The organism is Pseudomonas sp. HMWF032, from assembly GCF_003060885.1.
In the GTDB taxonomy this organism is placed as follows: domain Bacteria; phylum Pseudomonadota; class Gammaproteobacteria; order Pseudomonadales; family Pseudomonadaceae; genus Aquipseudomonas.
In genome coordinates this window covers 235,808-254,680 of the sequence record NZ_QAIG01000008.1, presented here as the reverse complement: position 1 = coordinate 254,680, position 18,873 = coordinate 235,808, and the positions used below count along the sequence as shown (strand labels likewise).

Annotated in this window: 15 protein-coding genes and 1 pseudogene; 5 read left to right on the top strand and 11 right to left on the bottom strand. The window is 60.5% G+C overall.

The window, feature by feature from the left end; all coding sequences use genetic code 11:
- Positions 1 to 98 precede the first annotated feature (98 nt).
- Together DBR00_RS13610 and DBR00_RS13605 are read left to right on the top strand one after the other, a co-directional pair.
- Positions 99 to 1,265, top strand: coding sequence for a CynX/NimT family MFS transporter (locus DBR00_RS13610; RefSeq protein ID WP_108487409.1), 1,167 nt, complete (start codon positions 99 to 101; stop codon positions 1,263 to 1,265).
- A 98-nt stretch (positions 1,266 to 1,363) separates the two neighbouring features.
- Entirely contained in the window at positions 1,364 to 1,792 is a 429-nt protein-coding gene (locus DBR00_RS13605) for a hypothetical protein (RefSeq protein WP_108487410.1), read from the top strand.
- Between the two features lie 104 nt (positions 1,793 to 1,896).
- Here the strand turns inward: DBR00_RS13605 and DBR00_RS13600 are convergent, their stop codons facing one another.
- From DBR00_RS13600 to dacB, 3 genes are all read right to left on the bottom strand, one after another.
- A complete protein-coding gene (locus DBR00_RS13600) occupies positions 1,897 to 2,136 on the bottom strand; it encodes a YheU family protein (RefSeq protein WP_108487411.1) in 240 nt (79 codons plus the stop codon).
- A gap of 69 nt (positions 2,137 to 2,205) precedes the next feature.
- Positions 2,206 to 4,959: a hybrid sensor histidine kinase/response regulator gene (locus tag DBR00_RS13595; RefSeq protein WP_108487412.1), complete on the bottom strand. Its 2,754-nt coding sequence runs from the start codon at positions 4,957 to 4,959 to the stop codon at positions 2,206 to 2,208.
- A 221-nt stretch (positions 4,960 to 5,180) separates the two neighbouring features.
- Positions 5,181 to 6,629, bottom strand: a complete 1,449-nt coding sequence (dacB, locus tag DBR00_RS13590; RefSeq protein WP_108487413.1) for a D-alanyl-D-alanine carboxypeptidase/D-alanyl-D-alanine-endopeptidase — start codon at positions 6,627 to 6,629, stop codon at positions 5,181 to 5,183.
- Positions 6,630 to 6,866: 237 nt separating this feature from the next.
- Between dacB and DBR00_RS13585 the strand changes: the two genes are divergently transcribed.
- The gene (locus DBR00_RS13585) at positions 6,867 to 7,208 is read left to right on the top strand and encodes a YggL family protein (RefSeq protein ID WP_108487414.1); all 342 of its coding nucleotides are present in this window, start codon (positions 6,867 to 6,869) and stop codon (positions 7,206 to 7,208) included.
- A gap of 61 nt (positions 7,209 to 7,269) precedes the next feature.
- Here DBR00_RS13585 and DBR00_RS13580 read toward each other — a convergent pair whose 3' ends face one another.
- From DBR00_RS13580 to DBR00_RS13550, 7 genes are all read right to left on the bottom strand, one after another.
- The gene (locus DBR00_RS13580) at positions 7,270 to 10,227 is read right to left on the bottom strand and encodes an HD domain-containing phosphohydrolase (RefSeq protein ID WP_108487415.1); all 2,958 of its coding nucleotides are present in this window, start codon (positions 10,225 to 10,227) and stop codon (positions 7,270 to 7,272) included.
- Between the two features lie 144 nt (positions 10,228 to 10,371).
- Positions 10,372 to 11,448 (bottom strand): FUSC family protein, encoded by a 1,077-nt coding sequence (locus DBR00_RS13575; RefSeq protein ID WP_108487416.1) that lies wholly within the window; start codon positions 11,446 to 11,448, stop codon positions 10,372 to 10,374.
- Between the two features lie 3 nt (positions 11,449 to 11,451).
- On the bottom strand, positions 11,452 to 12,783 hold the full coding sequence (locus DBR00_RS13570; protein ID WP_108487417.1) for a deoxyguanosinetriphosphate triphosphohydrolase: 1,332 nt from the start codon (positions 12,781 to 12,783) through the stop codon (positions 11,452 to 11,454).
- A 75-nt stretch (positions 12,784 to 12,858) separates the two neighbouring features.
- Positions 12,859 to 14,022, bottom strand: coding sequence for an EAL domain-containing protein (locus tag DBR00_RS13565; RefSeq protein ID WP_108487418.1), 1,164 nt, complete (start codon positions 14,020 to 14,022; stop codon positions 12,859 to 12,861).
- Between the two features lie 73 nt (positions 14,023 to 14,095).
- Positions 14,096 to 14,455, bottom strand: coding sequence for a hypothetical protein (locus DBR00_RS13560; protein ID WP_108487419.1), 360 nt, complete (start codon positions 14,453 to 14,455; stop codon positions 14,096 to 14,098).
- Entirely contained in the window at positions 14,452 to 14,835 is a 384-nt protein-coding gene (locus DBR00_RS13555; protein WP_108487420.1) for a phage holin family protein, read from the bottom strand. The genes DBR00_RS13560 and DBR00_RS13555 overlap by 4 nt, the downstream gene beginning before the upstream one ends.
- A 12-nt stretch (positions 14,836 to 14,847) precedes the next feature.
- Positions 14,848 to 15,165: a YqjD family protein gene (locus tag DBR00_RS13550; protein ID WP_108487421.1), complete on the bottom strand. Its 318-nt coding sequence runs from the start codon at positions 15,163 to 15,165 to the stop codon at positions 14,848 to 14,850.
- Between the two features lie 377 nt (positions 15,166 to 15,542).
- On the opposite strand from DBR00_RS13550, the gene DBR00_RS13540 reads away from it, so the two are divergent.
- Positions 15,543 to 16,751 carry an ammonium transporter gene (locus tag DBR00_RS13540; protein ID WP_108487423.1) on the top strand — a complete coding sequence of 403 codons (1,209 nt, stop codon included), beginning with the start codon at positions 15,543 to 15,545 and terminating at the stop codon, positions 16,749 to 16,751.
- Positions 16,752 to 16,825: 74 nt separating this feature from the next.
- Here the strand turns inward: DBR00_RS13540 and DBR00_RS13535 are convergent.
- Positions 16,826 to 17,296, bottom strand: a pseudogene (locus tag DBR00_RS13535) (OprD family outer membrane porin); the annotation flags it as partial.
- Between the two features lie 395 nt (positions 17,297 to 17,691).
- Between DBR00_RS13535 and DBR00_RS13530 the strand changes: the two are divergent.
- Positions 17,692 to 18,849, top strand: a complete 1,158-nt coding sequence (locus DBR00_RS13530) for a DUF5610 domain-containing protein (RefSeq protein ID WP_108487424.1) — start codon at positions 17,692 to 17,694, stop codon at positions 18,847 to 18,849.
- Positions 18,850 to 18,873 lie beyond the last annotated feature (24 nt).

Genomic DNA, 18,873 nt, shown 5'->3' with positions numbered 1-18,873 from the left:
CACGATCAGCTTAATCGGTCGGCGGACTTGCCTGGGCCTGGCTCTGGCGTTAGGGTTTGCGGCCATGTCGGCATGGCCGCGAAACTGATGGTATTTCTGTGAAACCTTTCCCGCAGGCCTTGCTGTTGCTGGCCCTTGTTCTGGCTGCAATCAATCTGCGCCCTGGTATCACCTCCCTGGCACCGCTGATCGAGCGGATTGCTGAAGAATTAGCCTTGAGCCGCGGTTTGATCAGTCTGACCACCGCTTTGCCGGTACTGTGCATGGGGCTACTCGCACCGTTTGCGCCGCGCTTGGCTCTGCGTCTGGGGCTTGAACGGACTATCGCCCTGTGCATGGCCTTGATTGCCGTTGCGTTGCTGGTTCGTCTGTTTGGACATTCCAGCAGTATCTTGATTGGCAGTGCGGTGCTGCTGGGGGCAGCCATCGCGGTTGCCGGGCCCTTGCTCTCTGGGTTTATCAAGCGCCATTTCGCGGGACGCATGGGCAGCGTTGTGGGCTGGTATTCGCTGAGCATGGCAATTGGCGGAGCCGGTGGCGCAGTGCTGACAGTGCCGGCTACCCAGTGGCTGGATGATGACTGGACTCATGGTCTGGCCGTATGGGCCCTGCCGGCGTTGGTGGGGGGGCTGCTCTGGCTGTGCTTGCCCAATCGAGCTGAGTGTGAGGCGGATGCTGCAGGCGCGGGCTTGCCTTGGCGCAACCCGCGGGCTTGGCTGATCAGTGCATTTTTTGCCATTCAGGCTGGGCTGTTCTATGCCTTGGCTACCTGGGCGGTGGCGCGCTATCACGAGGCCGGGCTGAGTTTACTGCACAGTAACAGCTTGTTCAGCGTGTCGATGTTGATGGGCTTGCCCAGTTCATTCCTACTGCCTTGGCTGGCGCAGCGATTGCATAATCGCTATGTGCTGCTTATGGGCTGTGGCTTGCTGACCTCGATCAGCCTGATGATGATCACGTTCCAGCCGACCCTGCTGCCTGAGCTCTGGGCGGTCACCATTGGCTTTGGCCTCGGTGGCTCGTTTGCCTTGTCGCTGGTGTTGCCATTGTATGAAGCAGGCTCGCCGCTGGCGGTTAGTCGCTGGACGGCGATGATGCTGTGCATGGGCTACAGCCTGGCGTGCCTGACCCCAGTGCTGACCGGTCTGGCGCGTGATCTGGCGGGCAGTTATCAGCTGCCATTCATGGTTCTCACGGCGTTGGCGTTGCTGATGACGCTGTTGGCCTGGCTGATGCGCCGTGGCCCATTACGCCACCCTGCCTGATAGGCAGTTAAATCCTCATAGCGCTTATTTGGCAGCAGTTCCTTCCTTGGCCTTGGAGGCTGTGATAGAAGGCAGCCTTGATTTGCTGGAGTGCCTGCGTGGAGTCCGAATCCATCGTTTATGGTTGCATCCGTGACTGGCCGTCGGACAGTCCGGCGGAAAGCCGTCTGCGTCGTGAAATCAATCGGCAAGTGCTTGATGAACTGCCGACGGGCGATGCCTGGAGCTTTCTCGGTCGGGAGATGTTTGCCTGTTGCGAGCAGCCGGGCGATGGCCTGTACCAGACCCAGGTGATCCACTTCGGTGCCAGCTATCGTACGGTGGAGTACGAGTGGGGCCTGTGGATCAAGCAATTCGAGGCGTTGCTCAAACGTCTGTACTGGGCCAGCGCGGTGGTGCATCTGGAAACCGAGCTGAACGGTACGCACACCTTTCGCTGGGAGTCGGATAGTGGCTTTCACAGTCCGCAGGAGGGCGAGCTGCGTGTGCGTTGTGCGTGGGAGCGCGAGGGGGGGCTGCGCGGCTAGGTTGGGTTGAGGCGCGCAGCGACGAAGCCCAACGAGCATGCCGCTTTGTTGGGCTTCGCTGTGCTCAGCACCAACCTATGAGGATGAGGTTGCCTTTACGGTGTTTATTCCTCAAGCGCATCCAGCCACTCTTTCGGCACATCGCGCTTCAGCGCCAGCTGGCACTGCTGGCTCTCCGCATCAAACACAATCACCGCCTGGCCTTTGCTCAGGGCGTGGCGTACCCGTTCGATCCGCGTCTCCAGCGGGGTTTCATCGCCGTTATCGGTGCCGTCACGGGTGACGAAGTCTTCGATCAGGCGGGTCAGGGTGTCAGCTTCGAGCAGGTGATAGGGGATCAGCACAGTATTGCCTCCAGAGCGCAGCCCGGATGCTAACGCGCATGGCGCTGCCTGGCCATGGCTGCCGTGCTGTTACTGGGCGGACGGTTCTGCTGGTCGCAGGTAGATTTCCAGGGTGCTGTAGAGCTTGGCACTGTCCAGGGGCTTGCCGATGAAATCATTCATTCCAGACTCGACCCCGTGCTGGCGGTGCTCATCGAGGATGTGTGCGGTCAGGGCGATGATCGGCACGGCCGGCAGGTTGTGCAGGCGTTCAAGGCGGCGGATCTGCCGGGTGGCTTCGAAGCCATCCATCTCCGGCATTTCGCAGTCCATCAGGATCAGTTGCGTAGCGCTCGGGTCGCGCTGGTATTCGTTGAGGGCGGCCAGGCCGTTGGTTACCAGACGCACGTTGTAGCCGCGTTTTTTCAGAAAGCCTTGTACGACCAGCTGATTCACCGGGTTGTCTTCCGCCACCAGGATGCAGGGCGTGCTGCCTATATTGGTATGAGTGTTGGGTTGTGTTTTGATTTCCACGATACGCGGTTCTTCGTACAGTTCGAGTAGGGCGCTGCGCAGGGCGTTGATCGCCAGCGGCTGGGGCAGGCCGAGCAGGCGCAGGCCGGCGGCGTTGGGCAGCTGTTGGCATTGTTCCGGTGCGCAGAGTAGCAGTACCCGTTGCCCGGGTTGCAGCAGCGGGCGCAGCGAATCCAGCCAGTGCTGAATGCTGCCCGGCCAGGGCGCCATCAGTACCAGCAGCGGCGGTGCGGCGAAGTCTTCCAGGTAGCCGTGCAGGGTCTCCGGGTTCTGACAGCGTTCGGTGCGCATGCCCCAGCGCCCCAGCAGGCGGCTCAAGGCATCCAGGCCCAGGCCATCGAGTGAGGTGAGCAGCGCGGTACGGCCCTTGAGCAGCTCGTGCAGCGGGTCGACGGACAGCGGTTCATCCTCCTGCGGAATATCGAAGGCGAAGCGCGTGCCTTGGCCCGGCGTGCTTTGCACTTCAATACGGCCTCCCATCATTTCCACCAGCTCCTTGCTGATCGCCAGGCCCAGGCCGCTGCCGCCGTAACGGCGGGTCGTGCTGGAGTCGCCCTGGGCAAAAGATTCAAACAGCTGGGTCAGGGCCTGGTCACTGATGCCGATTCCGCTGTCGCTGATGGCGAACACCAGATGCGGTTTGCCCTGGGAGTCATTGCGCAGGCAGACATTCAGCGCCACGTGACCTTCGGCGGTGAATTTCAGGGCGTTGCTGAGCAGGTTCATCAGCACCTGCTTGAGCCGCGTCGGATCGCCCAGAGCGCGGCGCGGTACGCCGCTTTCCAGGCTGACGTAGAGGCGCAGGCGTTTGTCCAGAGCTTGCCCGGTAAACAGGCTGAGGGTGTCGGAAATCAGCTCTTCCAGATCGAACTCGATATGTTCCAGGCTGAGCTTGCCGGACTCGATGCGCGCGTAATCGAGGATGTCGTTGATCACCGCCATTAGCGAGCTGCCTGAGCTGGAAATGGTGTCGACGTAGAAGCGCTGGCTGCGGTCCAGTGGGGTTTCTTTGAGCAGCTGCAGCATGCCCAGTACGCCGTTGAGTGGCGTGCGGATTTCGTGGCTCATCTTGGCCAGAAAGCGGCTCTTGGCCTGGTTTTCGATTTCCGCCTGCTCGGCGGCGCGGCGTGACTGGAAGCCTTCTTCCTTGAGCAGGTTGATGCGGTCGGCCAGACCGATGGACAGGGTAATCAGCTCGATGGTCACGCCGATTTTCACGGCCGTGGCGCCGAATACCCCAAAGACTTCCACGCCCAGCGAACCCGTGGTGGCCTGGATAAAGGCGAACAGCAGGATGGCCCAGGCCAGGGTGTAGTAAGAGCCGTAACGTACACCCCGGCGCCAGATATACAGGCCGGTGAGCAGCAGGGTTAGCGAGACCAGCGAAACGGTGACACTGGCAAGGATATTCCAGGCGTTGAAGCCAATCAGAGGTAGCGACAGCAGGCAGCCGGCGCAGGCCAGCATCAACAGGCGCAGGCCGGTATCCAGGCGTGGAAAGTACTGCGGGGCATGCAGGAAGTGGCGGCTGAACTGAATGGCGGTCAGGCAGTGCAGGTACATCAGGATGTAGATGCTCACCGACTGGAACGCCACATGCTCGGGCAGCAGTTTGAACAGCATGCCGTCGAAACAGGCGGCTAGCAGGCCGACGTTGAGGTTGTAGGCCAGGTACCAGAGGTAGGCGGATTCGCGTAGTGAGATAAACAGGAACAGGTTGTAGCAGAACATCGCAAACAGCACGCCGTAGAACGCGCCATTGAAACCCATGAGGGTTTCCTGAGCGGCGGCGCTGGCCTGGTAGGTGCTGAAGAACAGCGGCATAAAGATCGTGCTGGTGGTCTCGACCCGCACCAGCAGGGTGCTTTCACCGGGTGTCAGCTCAAGTGGAAACCAGAAGTTGCGCACCTGCACCGGGCGCTGGGAGAAGGCATAGCGATCACCGCTTTCCTGCATCTGCCACTGGCCATTGGCGCTGGCCAGAAACACCTGCAGATGGTCGAGCAGGGGGTAGTTAACCTCCAGGTATCCGGCCAGATTTTGCGTCAGGCTGTTGTTTAGACGTACCTTGAACCACCAGACAGAATCATTCTTGCCGAGGTTGGCATGTTCGCCCAAGGCGGGTGTAAAGCGCTCATCGGCCAGGGCTCCGACCTGTTCGACGTTCAGCTCGCCCTGCGGGTCTTCAAGGTAGGCCATAGACGGGCCGAGTGACAGGCGCAGGTCGGTGTTGTTCAGCGTTGCAGGCAGCAGCGCCCACGCCGGCCCGCACAGCCAGAACAGCACCACCGCCAGACAAATCCGAGGCATTCACCGACCTCAATATTATTATCTGAGGCCTGATCCGGCCCCGCGTCATGCCGTCACTTTGCCCGGATGCGCGCGCCCCTTCAAGCGTCCTGATCGAAGGGGCGCAGCAGTCTGACCGCTGCGTTGTGACGTACAGCGCAGCAGTGTGGGGCAATGGAGTAAAACGCCGCGCCTTGGGAGTAGGCGCGGCCTGGTGTTGCCGCTGTTTAGCCGCCGCTGTCTTAGCGTTGGGCGCTGAGCTTAGGCTGCTTGTACAAATCGATCAGCACCTGATCGAGAATCGACGAGGCACCCCAAGGGCGTGGATCGTTGAGGATCGCCACCACGGCCCAGCTGTTGCCGTTGCTGTCGCGGCTGAAGCCGGCGATGGCGCGCACGTTGTTCAGCGTACCGGTCTTGATCCGCGCCTCGCCTACCAGTGGCGTACGGTGCAGGCGTTTGCGCATGGTGCCGTCCATGGCTACCAACGGCAGTGAAGCCATGAATTCGGCGGAGTAAGGACTCTTCCAGGCGGCCTGCAGCAGGGTCGCCATTTCCCGCGCACTGACCCGCTCGGCACGTGACAGCCCGGAGCCATTCTCCATCACCAGGTGCGGTGCGGTGATGCCTTTACGTGCCAGCCAGCTGCGGATCACCCGTTGTGCTGCCTTGCTGTCGTCCTGGTCGGCGGAGGTGCGAAACTCTGCGCCGAGGCTGAGGAACAGCTGCCGGGCCATGGTGTTGTTACTGTACTTGTTGATGTCGCGGATGATCTCGGTCAGGTCCGGGGAGTAGGCGCGGGCCAGCAGGCGGGCTTTCTCTGGAACTGGAGCGAGTCGGTCCTTGCCCATGATGCTGCCGCCCAGTTCCTGCCAGATGGCGCGGATGGCGCCGGCAGCGTAGCTCGGGTGATCCAGCAGCGACAGGTAGGTCTGCGAGCTGCAGCCTTCGGCCAGCTTGCCGGTGACGATGACCGTGGTGCCGTCGAATTCGGTGACCGGGTTGTAGCGCACATCCGGCCAGCCCGGGCATTTGGCTGCCGGCAGGGCTTTGACGCGGTTGTCGATGCGGATATTGGCAATCGGCGGCTCGGCGGCGATATGCACCTTGCCACCTTCGGTGCGGGCGATAAAGCGCAGTGCCTTGAGGTTGACCAGCAGCGAGTCGGGGGCGACCAGGAACGGCTTGTTGGCGTCGCCGCCGTCGTCATTGAAGCTGGGCAGCTGCGGCTGTACGAAGTGGCTGCGGTCGAGCACCAGGTCGCCTGTCACTTGCAGCACGCCGTTGGCACGCAGGTCGCGCATCATCAGCCAGAGCTTTTCCATGTTCAGCTTGGGGTCGCCGCCGCCCTTGAGGTACAGATTGCCGTTGAGCACGCCATTCTTCAGTTGGCCATCGGTGAAGAATTCGGTTTTCCACTGGTGGGTCGGGCCGAGCAGTTCAAGTGCTGCGTAGGTGGTGACCAGCTTCATGGTGGAGGCCGGGTTGACCGAGATGTCGGCATTGAAAAAGGTGCTGCTGCCGGGGCCGTTGAGCGGCACGGTGACCACCGACAGCGACTGGCTGCTGATCTTGTTGGCTTTCAGCGATTGTTGAACCTTGTTCGACAGGCCGCCATTCGCGGCGGCCAGCGGCAGGCAAATAGGCAGCAACAGGCTGGCAATGGCCAGGCGACGCAGGGATGTGATCATGGGCGGCAACCCTCCAGCTGAGGGACAACAACGATGGGGCGAGGCATGAATTGAGAGCTCGTCGCGGCTTGGAATGATGGGCGTGATTATGCCCCATTCCAGTGCTGGCGGCGTGTCTGCCGGTGCCTTTGGTGGGGTATTTGCGGAAGGGGGCGGCTACCTGCCGTCTTTTGAAGCAGGCACGTAGGCCGCGAAACTGCTAGAGTGCCGCGCGATATCACTTTTGAGGATTGTTCCATGGCTACTAACCGTTCCCGCCGTCTGCGCAAAAAACTCTGCGTGGATGAATTTCAGGAGCTGGGTTTTGAGCTGAACCTGAACTTCAAGGAAGACCTGGCTGATGCAGCCATCGATACCTTCCTGGAAGACTTTCTGCGTGACGCCATGACCGTCAATGGCCTGGGTTATGTCGGCGGCGACGACTTCGGCCTGGTGTGCCTGGGCAAGCGCGGCTCGGTCAGCGAAGAGCAGCGCGCTGCCGTTGAAGCCTGGCTTAAAGGCCGTAACGAGCTGGTGGATTTCACTGCTAGCCCGCTGATCGACGTCTGGTACCCGGACAACACGATCAATCAGGCTTAAAACCTGTAAGCAGGGCATGCATCGCGCATGCCCTGCTGCTTTTCCCTTCTGTAATTTCTCGTCAGTCGCTCAGGCCAGCCTTGGCCAGCAGCGCAGCGTTATCGACCTGATCAATCTGCTCGCGACGTAGAAAACGTTCGGCGTAGCTGAGGTAGATCTTTTCCCGCACAAACAGCCCGAACAGTTCAGGGTCGATATGCGCGCCTCTGCACATACCCGCCATGATGTTGAGTGATTCGGACAATAGCTTGCCTTTTTTGTAGGGGCGGTCCACGGCGGTTAGCGCTTCAAAGATATCGGCAATCGCCATCATCCTGGCCGGCAGGCTCATTTCTTCACGCTTAAGGCGTTTGGGGTAGCCAGTGCCGTCCATCTTTTCATGGTGGCCGCCGGCAATCTCGGCGACGTTGGCCAGGTGCGGTGGGAAGGGCAGGTGGCTGAGCATGCGGATGGTCTGCACCATATGGCCGTTGATGATAAAGCGCTCTTCGTTGGTCAGGGTGCCGCGGGTAATGCCCAGGTTGTACAGCTCGCCACGGTTGTGTTTGTAGCGTGGCACATCGAGCTTGAAGCCCCAGGGGTTGTCTTCGGCGATCAGCTCGCTTTCGGGACGTTCAATCAGGTGTTCGGCTTTGTCGCTGAGCAGTGTTTCCTGCACCGGCAACGGTTGTGTCGGGGTGCGCGACTGGCGCAGGTTCTCCTCCCAGGAAACTCCCAGGCGATCGTCCAGGGTGCGTGTCCAGGTGCGCGCAGCAATGCTGCGCAGGCGTTCGAGGTCAGCTTCGGCCATGGCCTCGCCACCCAGATTGCAACGGGCGATAAAGGCGAACTCATCATCCAGGGTGGCGAGCAGTTCGTCACGTAGCTGGCCGAGGCTACTGGCGTCGCCGCCCTGGCTGAGATGTTCCCAGTAACTGATCCAGGCGTCGCGCTTGAGCACCTCGAAGCGCATGCGTACTTCATGGATGCGGTCGCAGAGGGTTTCCAGCTTGGTGGCCTTGTCCACCACGTATTCGGGCACGGTGACCTTGCCGCAGTCATGCAGCCAGGCAGCGATATGCAAAGCCTCCCATTCTTCCTCGCTGGGCTGGTAGGTGTTGAATGCAGGGTCTTCGCTGTCGGCCGCAGCGCGGGCCAGCATCAGGGTCAGTTCAGGCACGCGCTGGCAGTGGCCACCGGTGTAGGGGCTCTTGGCGTCAATGGCGCCAGCGATCAGTTGGATAAAGGCATCCAGCAGTTTCTTCTGCTGGTCGAGCAGGCGCTGGCTTTCAATACACAGCGCCGCTACGCCGGAAACTGCTTCGACAAAAGCAATCCGCTCTGGACGCAGCATGGCCAGTTCGGTGTCATCTGAGTTGTCACGGTGCAGCAATAGCAAGACACCCAAGGTCTGTCCCTGGCGGTTGTGCAGGCCGGTGCAGACCAGGTGCACATGTGGGCTGCCGAGGGTGTGCAGCAGGCTTTGAAAACCCAGCGCCTGCTCAAAACCAAGCGCTACGGTGATGCTGTTACCGCCTTCAGCAGTCTGTACCAGCCAGTGAGGCGTGTTGGGGTCAGTGCGGTCGAAACTGGGGATGCGGTGCTCTTCCAGATTGTGCTCTTGTTCGTTGATAAACAGGCCGTGAGGCTCCAGGCGCCCGCTGTTGACATCGCGCAGATAGAGTAAGCCGCCACTGGCTTCGCTGAGGTCGACGGTTTCCCGCAGTACCCGTCGCAGCAGGGCATCAAAGCGGGTTTCTGCCGATAAGCTGGCGGCGATGTCGAGAAAGCTGGCGATCGTGTCTTTCATGTGTTGCATCGACACGGCTAACTGGTCGACTTCCATGACGAAAGAGCGCCCGCTGGCCGGGTAGTCGAAGTTGAAACTACGGATGGCCTCGGCTTCTGCAACCAGCAGGCGCAGTGGCTTCACCAGGATGTTGGAAAGCAGCCAGCCGATTGGAATACACAACAGCAGGATACTCAGGGTCAGCACTGCACCTTGCCAGCGAATACGATAAGCATCGGCCAGCAGCTCATGCTCCGGGGCCATTACGGCCAAATACAGACCTTCCGGGCCGCCTTCATTGAGCCGGGTGTAGGAAACCTGCCAGCGCTGCTGATTGAGCATGACTGCACCCTGGCGATCCTTTTCCAGACCCAGGTCGAGAAAACTGGCCAGCACCGGACTCAGCGTTCTGACCTGCGCCAGTTGCAGGGTTTTACCGGGAATCACCAGGCGCGAGCTATCCGGGTACGCCACGGCACTGCCATCGGGGCTGTATAGAACCAACTCTGTGGTAGGGGTCAGGCGATGATTTGCCAGGGTGGCGGAGAGATCATCAAGGGTCAGATCGGCGGCCACCACGGTGGCTTCCGCACTTTTGCGAGCAATTGTGGTGCCGATTTCGCCAGTGGAAAAAAATGCATAGGGCGCTGTGGTGAAGTGCTCCAGGCTCTGCTGAGCGCCGCGGTACCAGGGACGCTTGCGTGGGTCGTAGGTCTCTTTGAGGTTCTGCCGGCGGCTGATGGGCTTCAGGTGGGTATCGAAGAACAGGTATTCCGAGTCCAGGCGCTGACCACTGATGCGGTCGATGCTCCAGACCTGATAGGCGGCGTTGTCCGGGGCAAAAAAGATTTGTCGCAGCTTTATGCTGCGCAGTGGGCGCACCATAAAGAAACTGCCATCGCCATAACCCACATATATCGAGGCGAGCTTGGGGTTGTCGCGCAGGGCCTGGGCGAAGATTGGCAACATCACCATGCGTTCGTGGCGGTCACGGCCGTTGATCTGCTCGTTACGTGCCAGCAGGTTGATCATGTAGCGAATCGGTTGGTAGGTATTACGCAGATCCGCCTGCACGTCCTTGCGCATTTGGGTGAAAAGCTGGTCGCTGCTACTCAGAATGATGTTGCTGGTCTGCTGATAGTTGAATAGGCCCAGCACGATGCCTGAGCCGAGCAGTAACAGGGTAAACAGCACACTGATGTGGATATGAAGCGGAAAACGCCGTTCGCTTGATCCAGATTTCTGCTGCATTGCGCCCTTCCTTAAGTGCTCTGACCAAGCGCCAAGCATAGTGAAGCCTGAATCGCTTTGCCCGGGCGCATAAGCGCTTTTTCACGACCTCGGTGCGTCTGCCAAGGGCTTTGTGGGGGAGGTGGGTTGTGTACAGCTGAGTGTTCAGGCTGGTGTGTCAGAACGAGGCATGTGGCGTGTCGAGGGCGGATTTCGCCTTTGCAGCCAGCGCTCCAGGCCATGCACCAGCAGTGCCACCAGCAAGGCCAGGGCGACGCCTATGAGGCTGTTGAAGAGGCGTACCTGGGGCAACTGCCAATCATGCGCCAGGCTTTCGGCGAGGAGTACGAAACACACGGTGGTCTGCAGCACAAAAAGCCCATAGTGGTTGGCCTGCAAGGCGCGACTCAGGGCAATCAATGGCAGCAGCGTGGCGACCATCAGTGCCGGGTTCTGCAGGCTGTGGCCGAGCAGGATCAGCAGTGCTGCAGCACCCAGGCTGGCGAGCACTGACTGCACCGCACGCACCAGGCTGCCCTGAAAATCCAGCTGCAAGGTGGTCACGACTGTCAGCGTCAACCAGTAGCCGCGGTGAAGTTCGGCCAGATTGACAATCAGTCCGGAGAGGGCGAATGCCAAGGTGCAGCCCAGCGCATGCAGCCGCCACTTCTGCTGCGGCAGGCGCTTGGCGTGATGCCTGAGCACCTTGAAGATGCTGATAAAGCGCGGCATGTACGGCCACATGCGCAGGCCATGCATGCCTCGTAGGCCGAAGGCCAGCAGCATCACCCAGAGTCCACCGAGGATAAACAGCATGGCGATGGCGTAGGGGTTGTTCAGTGAACCCAGGCCTTGCTGGCCTTGGCCCAGGCACAGGCAGATGGCCAGGCCGATACCCAGTTTGCCGGCTTCGCTGCCAAAGCGCTGCAACCAGGCCAGTAGAAAACCGAACAGGGCAAAGATCAACAAGCTGGCATAGGGATGGCTGGCCGACCAGAAGCCCAGTCCAGCGCTGCAGGCGCCCAGGCCGCATAGCATCAGCATGCGCAACATGCCCAGGCGGTGCAGTGGATTGGCCTGGGCAGCCTGGAAGGCGCCCGCCGAGGCCCAGAGAAAACCGGGGTGGGCACTGAACAAGCCGAGGAGCAAAGGCAGGGCACAGCCCAGGCCAGCGACCATGGCCGGGCCCCAGGCAGGAGGCCCGGCATGCCAGCTGAAGGTTTGTCGCAGCACGCTACTCATGACTTACACCGGACTCGAGCGGCCCGTCATTTCACGGGCCATTTCAGTAGCGTAGCTGTCGGTCATGCCTGCGATAAAGTCGATCATGCGCAGGAATGAGCGGTACAGCGGCCAGCTTGGATCAGGTGCGTTGTTGCCGAGCAAGTCGAGAATACGCCGGTTCTTGAAGGACGGCGTGCGCCCACCATGCTGCTCCAGTGCAGCGCCACAGAAGGCGTTGAGCAGAATTTCCAGGGTGGTGTAGGCGCCGATCTCGTGCAGGGTTTTGCGCTTGTCCTGGAAGATTTTCTGCCGGGCCATGTCCTTTGCGCTCTGCACGCAACGCTTGGCGGTGCCGTGCATATGTTCGACCAAATCCCCCTGCAAGGTGCCGGCAAGCAGGGCGTCCTGCTGCTCGACAAAGGCCTCGGCGGCGGCATTGGTCAGGTGTTCAATGGCCTTGCCGCGCAGGATCGCCAGTTTGCGACGCTTGGAGTCGTCCGGGCCAAGCTGGCGGTAGGTTTCCGGCAGGTCATCGCCGACCAGGTCGAGCAGCAGCGCCTCGACTTCGCTGTAATCGAGCAGCTCCATTTCCAGGCCGTCTTCCAGGTCGATCAGGCCGTAGCAGATGTCGTCTGCCGCCTCCATCAGATAGACCAGCGGATGGCGCGCCCAGCGTTGTTCTTCCAGTTGCGGTAGACCGAGTTTGCTGGCGATCTGCTCAAGCAGCGGCAACTCACTCTGGTAGCAGCCGAATTTATGCTTCTTGTAGCCCAGCGCCTCGGCGTGGCGTGCGGTCCAGGGGTACTTGAGGTAGGTGCCGAGGGTTGCGTAGGTCAGTCGGGTACCGCCGTCGAACTGGTGGTATTCCAGCTGGGTGAGCACGCGAAAGCCCTGAGCATTGCCCTCGAAACTGAGAAAGTCACTGCGCTCGGTGCTGCTCATCGAATCCAGCCAGCCGCGTCCGGCGGCCTGCTGAAACCAGTGGCGGATGGCGTCTTCACCGGAATGGCCAAAGGGTGGATTACCAATGTCGTGAGCCAGGCAGGCCGACTGCACGACCATGCCCAGATCGCTCGGCTCGCACCAATCCGGCAGGGCATCGCGGATCATCTCGCCAACGCGCATACCCAGGGAGCGGCCAACGCAGCTGACTTCCAGTGAATGGGTCAGACGGGTGTGAATATGGTCGTTGCTGGATACCGGGTGTACCTGGGTTTTGCGTCCCAGGCGGCGGAAGGCGCCGGAGAAGATGATGCGGTCATGGTCTTTGTGAAACGGGGTGCGGCCCAGTTCGGCGACGCTGTGCGTCGGCTTGCCGAGTCGTTCACGGTTGAGCAGGGTTTGCCAATCCAAGATAGATCCTCGCCGTTACCTGGCTGTGGCAGCTAGCTTCGGGGTTCTATGCCGATGATGCAAGGCGAGGTGGTGCTAAAAACCGGCAGCGTCGATGTCAATCAGCAACAAGCGTTTACCGTTGTCGATGAATTGTCCGGCCGTCATGCAGTACTGGTTGGTGGTGGCATCACGGTAGGTGCTGGAGAGAATCAGCCGGCGTTCCTCCCAGCCCTCGGCCAGCAGTTGATAGAAGTACGGCCGCCAGGACCAGTTATGCCCGACGTAACGCGCATCGCTGTGCCAGCTGTGCTCGCGCCACTCCAGGTTGGCGGTCAGTTGGGTGCCGTGGCGGTCGCATTGGTAGATGCGCAGCAGCCAGGGGGAGGTGTGCGGTTGCGGTAGCTGATCAGGCTCTGAGCCGCTTTCGATCCAGGTCTTGAAACTGTTCATCAGCTCACCGAGCTGCTGGCGCAGGGTCATCAGTCGTGCGCGTTCGGCGAGTTTTTGCTGCACATAGTGGTCGCGCAGCTGGGCAAAACGTTTGACGAATGCGCTGCTGCTGAAAAAGGCCTCTTCGGGTTTGGCAAACAGATAGCCCTGCACATAACGCGCGCCGCACTCCAGGGCGAAATCCAGCTCGGCCTCAGTCTCCACGCCTTCGGCAATGATCCAGCAGCCGGTCTTTTCCGCCATCTGCGCCAGCGCCTTGACGATCTCGCTGCTCGGGCCGCCGCGTGCGGCCTGCTGAAACAGGCGCATGTCCAGCTTGAGGATGTCCGGCTGCAGGGCCAGCACGCGGTCTAGTTGCGAGTAGCCGGCACCGAAGTCGTCGATGGCGATGCGTGCGCCGGCTTCTCGATAGCGTTCCACCACACCCGGTAGGCGTGAGCTGGCGCCGCCCAGTTCGGTGATTTCAAAGACGATACGTGCAGGGTCGATGCCACTGCGTTGCAACTGTTTGAGGCTGGGCAAGGCTTGTTCGGGGCGCAGCCGACTTATCCAGCGTGGCGAGATATTCAGGCTGAGAAACCAGTCTTGCGGGGCTTCATGAAAGCGCGTCAGGGCTTGTTCGCGCACTGCGCGGTCGAGGCGGCGCAGGGCCGTCGGCGGGGTTTTCGGGTCACTGAACAGCGGGCCTGCCGAGTGCAGCCGGCCATCAGCGCTGCGCAGGCGCGCGAGTGCCTCAACACCGGCAATGCGTCCGGTGGCGGTATCAATAAAAGGTTGGAAAACAGCAAGCGGTTGACCGTTGAACACTGCGCAGTTCCTTAGCCAGGCAGACGCCCCGGTGGGCGGCGTAGCCGGGTGACTAAGCAAGATCGTGGCCAGTTTAATCCCCTGCGCGGGTATCTTTAGTCGTGTCGGGAGATGGCTCCGGGGGGCGTCGTGGCGGATTGCGCCGCAGCAGCGGGAAGGCGATCAGGGCGATGCGCAGCCAGCGGCGCCAGTGGCCACGGCGGATGCCGATGGTAGCGAGCAGCAGTGCGCCGCCAGCGACCCAAAGTGGGGCGTTGCTGTTGCCCAGTTCTTCACGCCAGTGGTGGCGCCAGTACTGTGCCTGCCGCAGTGGCTGCAGCATGACCAGGGTTTCGTGGCGCAACTCCTGGCGGTGCATTTGCAAACGCATGCGCAGCAGGGTTTTACGCAGCTCGCGGCGCGAGGCCTTGGCGGGTAGCTCGGGCATCGTCATGGCAGTAGTTGCTCACGGTCGCGGGCCAGTTCTTCAAGGCTGGCGCTGAAAGGCGCAGGGGCATTGCGTACACGCTGCAACAGCGTGATCAGGGCGCCCAGCAGGCCCAATGCATAGAAGGCGCACAGAGCGCTGATAACCAGTAGACGATGCGTCTCCCAGAAGGCAATCAGAAGCGCAGCCGACAGGCCGATGATCAGCAGCAGACCGAACAGCACGCTCAGACTGGTCAGCACCAGCAGGCTGAGGGTGTGGCTTTGCTGCTCTTTAAGCTCTTCGCCAAACAGCGCGATATGGCCCTGCAATAACCCCAGCAAGGCGCTGGCAAATCGCCGTGGCGAACTGCCCCGACTTGGCGGGGTGGGCGGTGTTGCATCCATTAAGGTTTCTCTTTAGCGCCGAGTAATCAGCATGCCCAATAGCAGGCCAATGGCGGCAGCAATACCGAGGGTCTGCCATGGGTGAGTCTGCACATAGCCCTCGGTGGCTTCAAGAGCCGCCTTGCCGCGAGCATGCAGTGCGTCTTCGGCGTTGTGCAGGGTGCTGCGCGCGCGGCCAAGGCTGCTGCGGATCTGCTCGCGCAGCTCCTCGGCCTGCTCGCCGGCGAGGCTGGCGGAATGCTGCAACAAGCTTTCGGTGTCGCGCACCAGCGCTTGGAATTCGTCGAGTAACTGATCCGAACTGGACGATACGGGGGTATTACGAGCCATGGTGTCTCTCCTTATGACGGGGCAGTGTAGGGGGTTCGAGTCTTCTGCGGGGCAGTGGTTCCTTTTTTCTTCGGTGCAGGACGGGTGCGGCCTACTGATCGGCTGGTACAGCGCTTGCATTGTGCTGGTGCGCGCCCTTGCAGATGCGCTCCTTTATGGGGCTGCGAGGGTTCTGGCCAGGACGCCGTGGTGCACCAATAACTTATTAATAACTATGGAATAAGTACTTCGAGGTAAGGTTCAGTCAGCACCGGCTTGGTGCTGTACAGGCTTAACCTCGGCAAGCTGGATCATGATGAATGCCGCCATATGGTGCGTCTTTATTGGCTTGTGATCCGCTTTGGTGCTTTTTCCCCGCGACGGAGTTTTCTTCGCAGATGGAAAACATCAACAGTGCTGTGGAAACCCTGATTCACGGCTCCAATACCTTGTTTATCCTCCTCGGCGCCGTGATGGTGCTGGCTATGCATGCCGGCTTTGCCTTTCTTGAAGTGGGGACGGTCAGGCAGAAGAACCAGGTCAACGCCTTGTCGAAGATCATCTCCGACTTTGCCGTGTCCGCCCTGGCCTATTTCTTTGTTGGCTACTGGATTGCCTACGGCGTGACCTTCCTAGAGCCTGCCAGCGTGCTGACGGAAGGCAACGGCTATGCGCTGGTGAAGTTCTTCTTTCTGCTGACTTTTGCGGCGGCCATCCCGGCGATTATTTCCGGCGGCATCGCCGAGCGCGCCAAGTTCGGCCCGCAGTTGTGTGCCACGGTGCTGATCGTGGCCTTTATCTACCCCTTCTTCGAGGGGATGATCTGGAATGGCAACTACGGTGTACAGGCCTGGCTGGAGGCGCAGTTTGGCGCCACCTTCCATGACTTTGCCGGCTCGGTGGTGGTGCATGCGATGGGTGGCTGGCTGGCCTTTGGCGCGGTGATCCTGCTGGGGCGCCGTAACGGGCGTTACCGTGATGGCCGCTTGGTTGCTTTTGCCCCGTCAAATATTCCGTTCCTGGCGCTGGGTTCGTGGATTCTGATCATCGGCTGGTTCGGCTTCAACGTGATGAGCGCACAGACCCTGGGCAGCGTCAGTGGTCTGGTGGCGGTCAACACCCTGATGGCGATGGTAGGCGGTACGGTGGCGGCGTTGCTTGTTGGCCGTAACGACCCAGGCTTCCTGCACAACGGTCCGCTCGCTGGCCTGGTGGCGGTGTGTGCCGGGTCTGACTTGATGCACCCGGTTGGCGCTCTGGTTACAGGCGCGATTGCCGGTGCGTTGTTCGTCTGGGCGTTTACCGCGACCCAGGTGAAATGGAAGATCGACGACGTGCTCGGTGTTTGGCCGCTGCACGGTCTGTGCGGCGTGTGGGGCGGTATTGCCTGCGGCATCTTCGGCCAAGAGATGTTGGGCGGCCTGGGCGGCGTCAGCCTGGCCAGCCAGTTTGTCGGCACCGCGCTGGGCGTAGTGGTGGCCTTGATTGGCGGCGTACTGGTTTATGGTGTGCTGAAGGCTACCGTGGGTATTCGCCTGAGCCAGGAGGAGGAGTACTACGGTGCTGACCTCTCGGTGCACAAGATTGGCGCCGTCAGCCAGGATTGATCGCATTAGCGTTAATGCAAAAGGCCCGGACAGTGTCCGGGCCTTTTTTATGACAACCGCTTAAGTGTTGAGGCTTAAAACAGCGGCAGGGTGTAGCTGACGATCAGGCGGTTTTCATCGAGGTCGTTGGCAACGTTCGAGCGTACAGTCGCGTTGCGCCAGCGAACGCCCAGATTTTTCAAGGCGCCTTCTTGGAACACATACATCAGCTCGGTGTTGCGTCCCCACTCTTTGCCTTCGGAGCGGTTGGCGGCCAGTTCGACGTTGTCACCAGTCAGGTAACGGGTCATAAACGTCAGCCCCGGAATGCCGACGCCGGCGGAGTTGAAGTCATACCGCACCTGCCAGGACTTTTCGTTCTTGTTGGCAAAGTCGCTGATCTGCACATAGTTGATCAGGAACGGGTCGGTGCTGTTGATGTAGGCAAAGCCGGTGTCACCGCTCATTTTCTGGTAGCCCAGGTCAAAGCTGTGGCCCTGAATGCCTTAGGTGACCATCGGCCCAAACGCTTTGATATCGATGTTGCTGCGGCTTTCATCGGTTGAAGTAGACGTTACGCGCTTCGACTGTGGCTTTACTGTCCTTGATAAATTCTGCTTGGGCCAGCGATGGCAGGGTGAGGCAGGTACCCAGTGTGTGTGGCGAGCGCCGCAGCACGGGCGAGGGGAGATTGAGTCATGATTGTTAGCTCCTCGTGTGTGCGGGTCGGCTTTATGGCCGATCTGTTACGGCGAGGCGCAATAAAACATGGGGTGACAGCCCGTGGCTCTTAGGCTTTGCTCGGCCCGTCGGCCGATATCTCAGCGAGAGCAGCGCAGGCGCGTGTGAGCAACCGCTCTAGTAGGCGAACTATGCCGTTGATCGGTTGGGTGAGGCTGGCGCTAAAGTTTCCCCCTTGGCGGCCGCCAACCAGTCAGATACACCGCCCAGGTACTTTGCCATGAATCCGCTGGCCTCGCTTTCATCCTCCCCATCCCGTTCTGCTGCGGCCACTGCCCAGCCGTCCGTTCGCAATTCGGCTGCCGATGCACAGGCCACCTTGGCCAATCGTCTTGCCGAACGCCTTGGTCTTGAACCCGGCGCCCTGGCGGGTAAAGCCAATGACTACACCCCGGAGAAAGTTGCCGGGCGGATTCTCGGCTTTATCGAGCAGCGCTTGCAGAGTGAACAAGCGGCTGGAGCGGATCCGAGCAAGCTGCAGGGTTTGCTGGAGCAGGCGCGCAGTGGTGTGGAAAAGGGCTTTGCCGAAGCCCGCAAGATTCTCGACGGCATGGGTGTGCTGCAAGGCAAGGTGGCGAGCGATATCGACGACACCTACCAGAAAATCCAGGATGGTTTCAGTGCCCTGGATAACCGCTTCAAACCGTCCACGCCCGCCGGCTCTGGCACTGTTGCTGCGGCCGCTTACCGCGAGCGCTTTGCTGCGCAGGCAGAAACCTTCGATATGGAGGTGACGACTCGTGACGGTGATCGTTTGCGTATATCCATTGCCCAGGCTTCAGCCAATTGGTCGCAGAGTGCAGTGGCCGCTAGTAGCAATGGCGCGAGCAGTGCACTGGTCGCCAGCAGCCAGTCCGGCAGCCTGCAGATCGGTGCCTGGCAGGTCAGTGTGGAAGGCGAGTTGGACGATGAGGAGCGCGGTGCACTGGAAAAACTGTTCGGTCAGGTGCAGGAACTCTCCGACAAATTCTACGCTGGCGATTTGTCAGGTGCCTTTGATCGTGCGATGGCACTGGACATGGATGGCGAACAGCTGGCATCGATGTCCTTACGCCTGACTCAAACCACAGTTCGCCAGGCCACTGATGCATACAGTGCGGTGGCTCAGGATGGCGGTCAGGCGGCCAGCGCAGTCAATGCTTCACTGATGGATTACGCCCAGGGTCTGCTTGAAGCGTTGCGCAGTGCCAGTCAGTTGACCGAAGAAGGTGGTGCCAAAGGCAGTTTACTCGATCTGCTCAAAGGCGGTTTCTCGCTGGATGAACGCTTCGACAGCGGTCGTCTTGATAAGGCTGAGCAGCTCAACAGCCGTTTGTTGGATGGCCTGCAAAACCTTCTCCCCCAGGCATTGGATGGCAGCAAGTCACTGAGTGCCTAGCCCGAGGCAATGTTAAACTGCCCT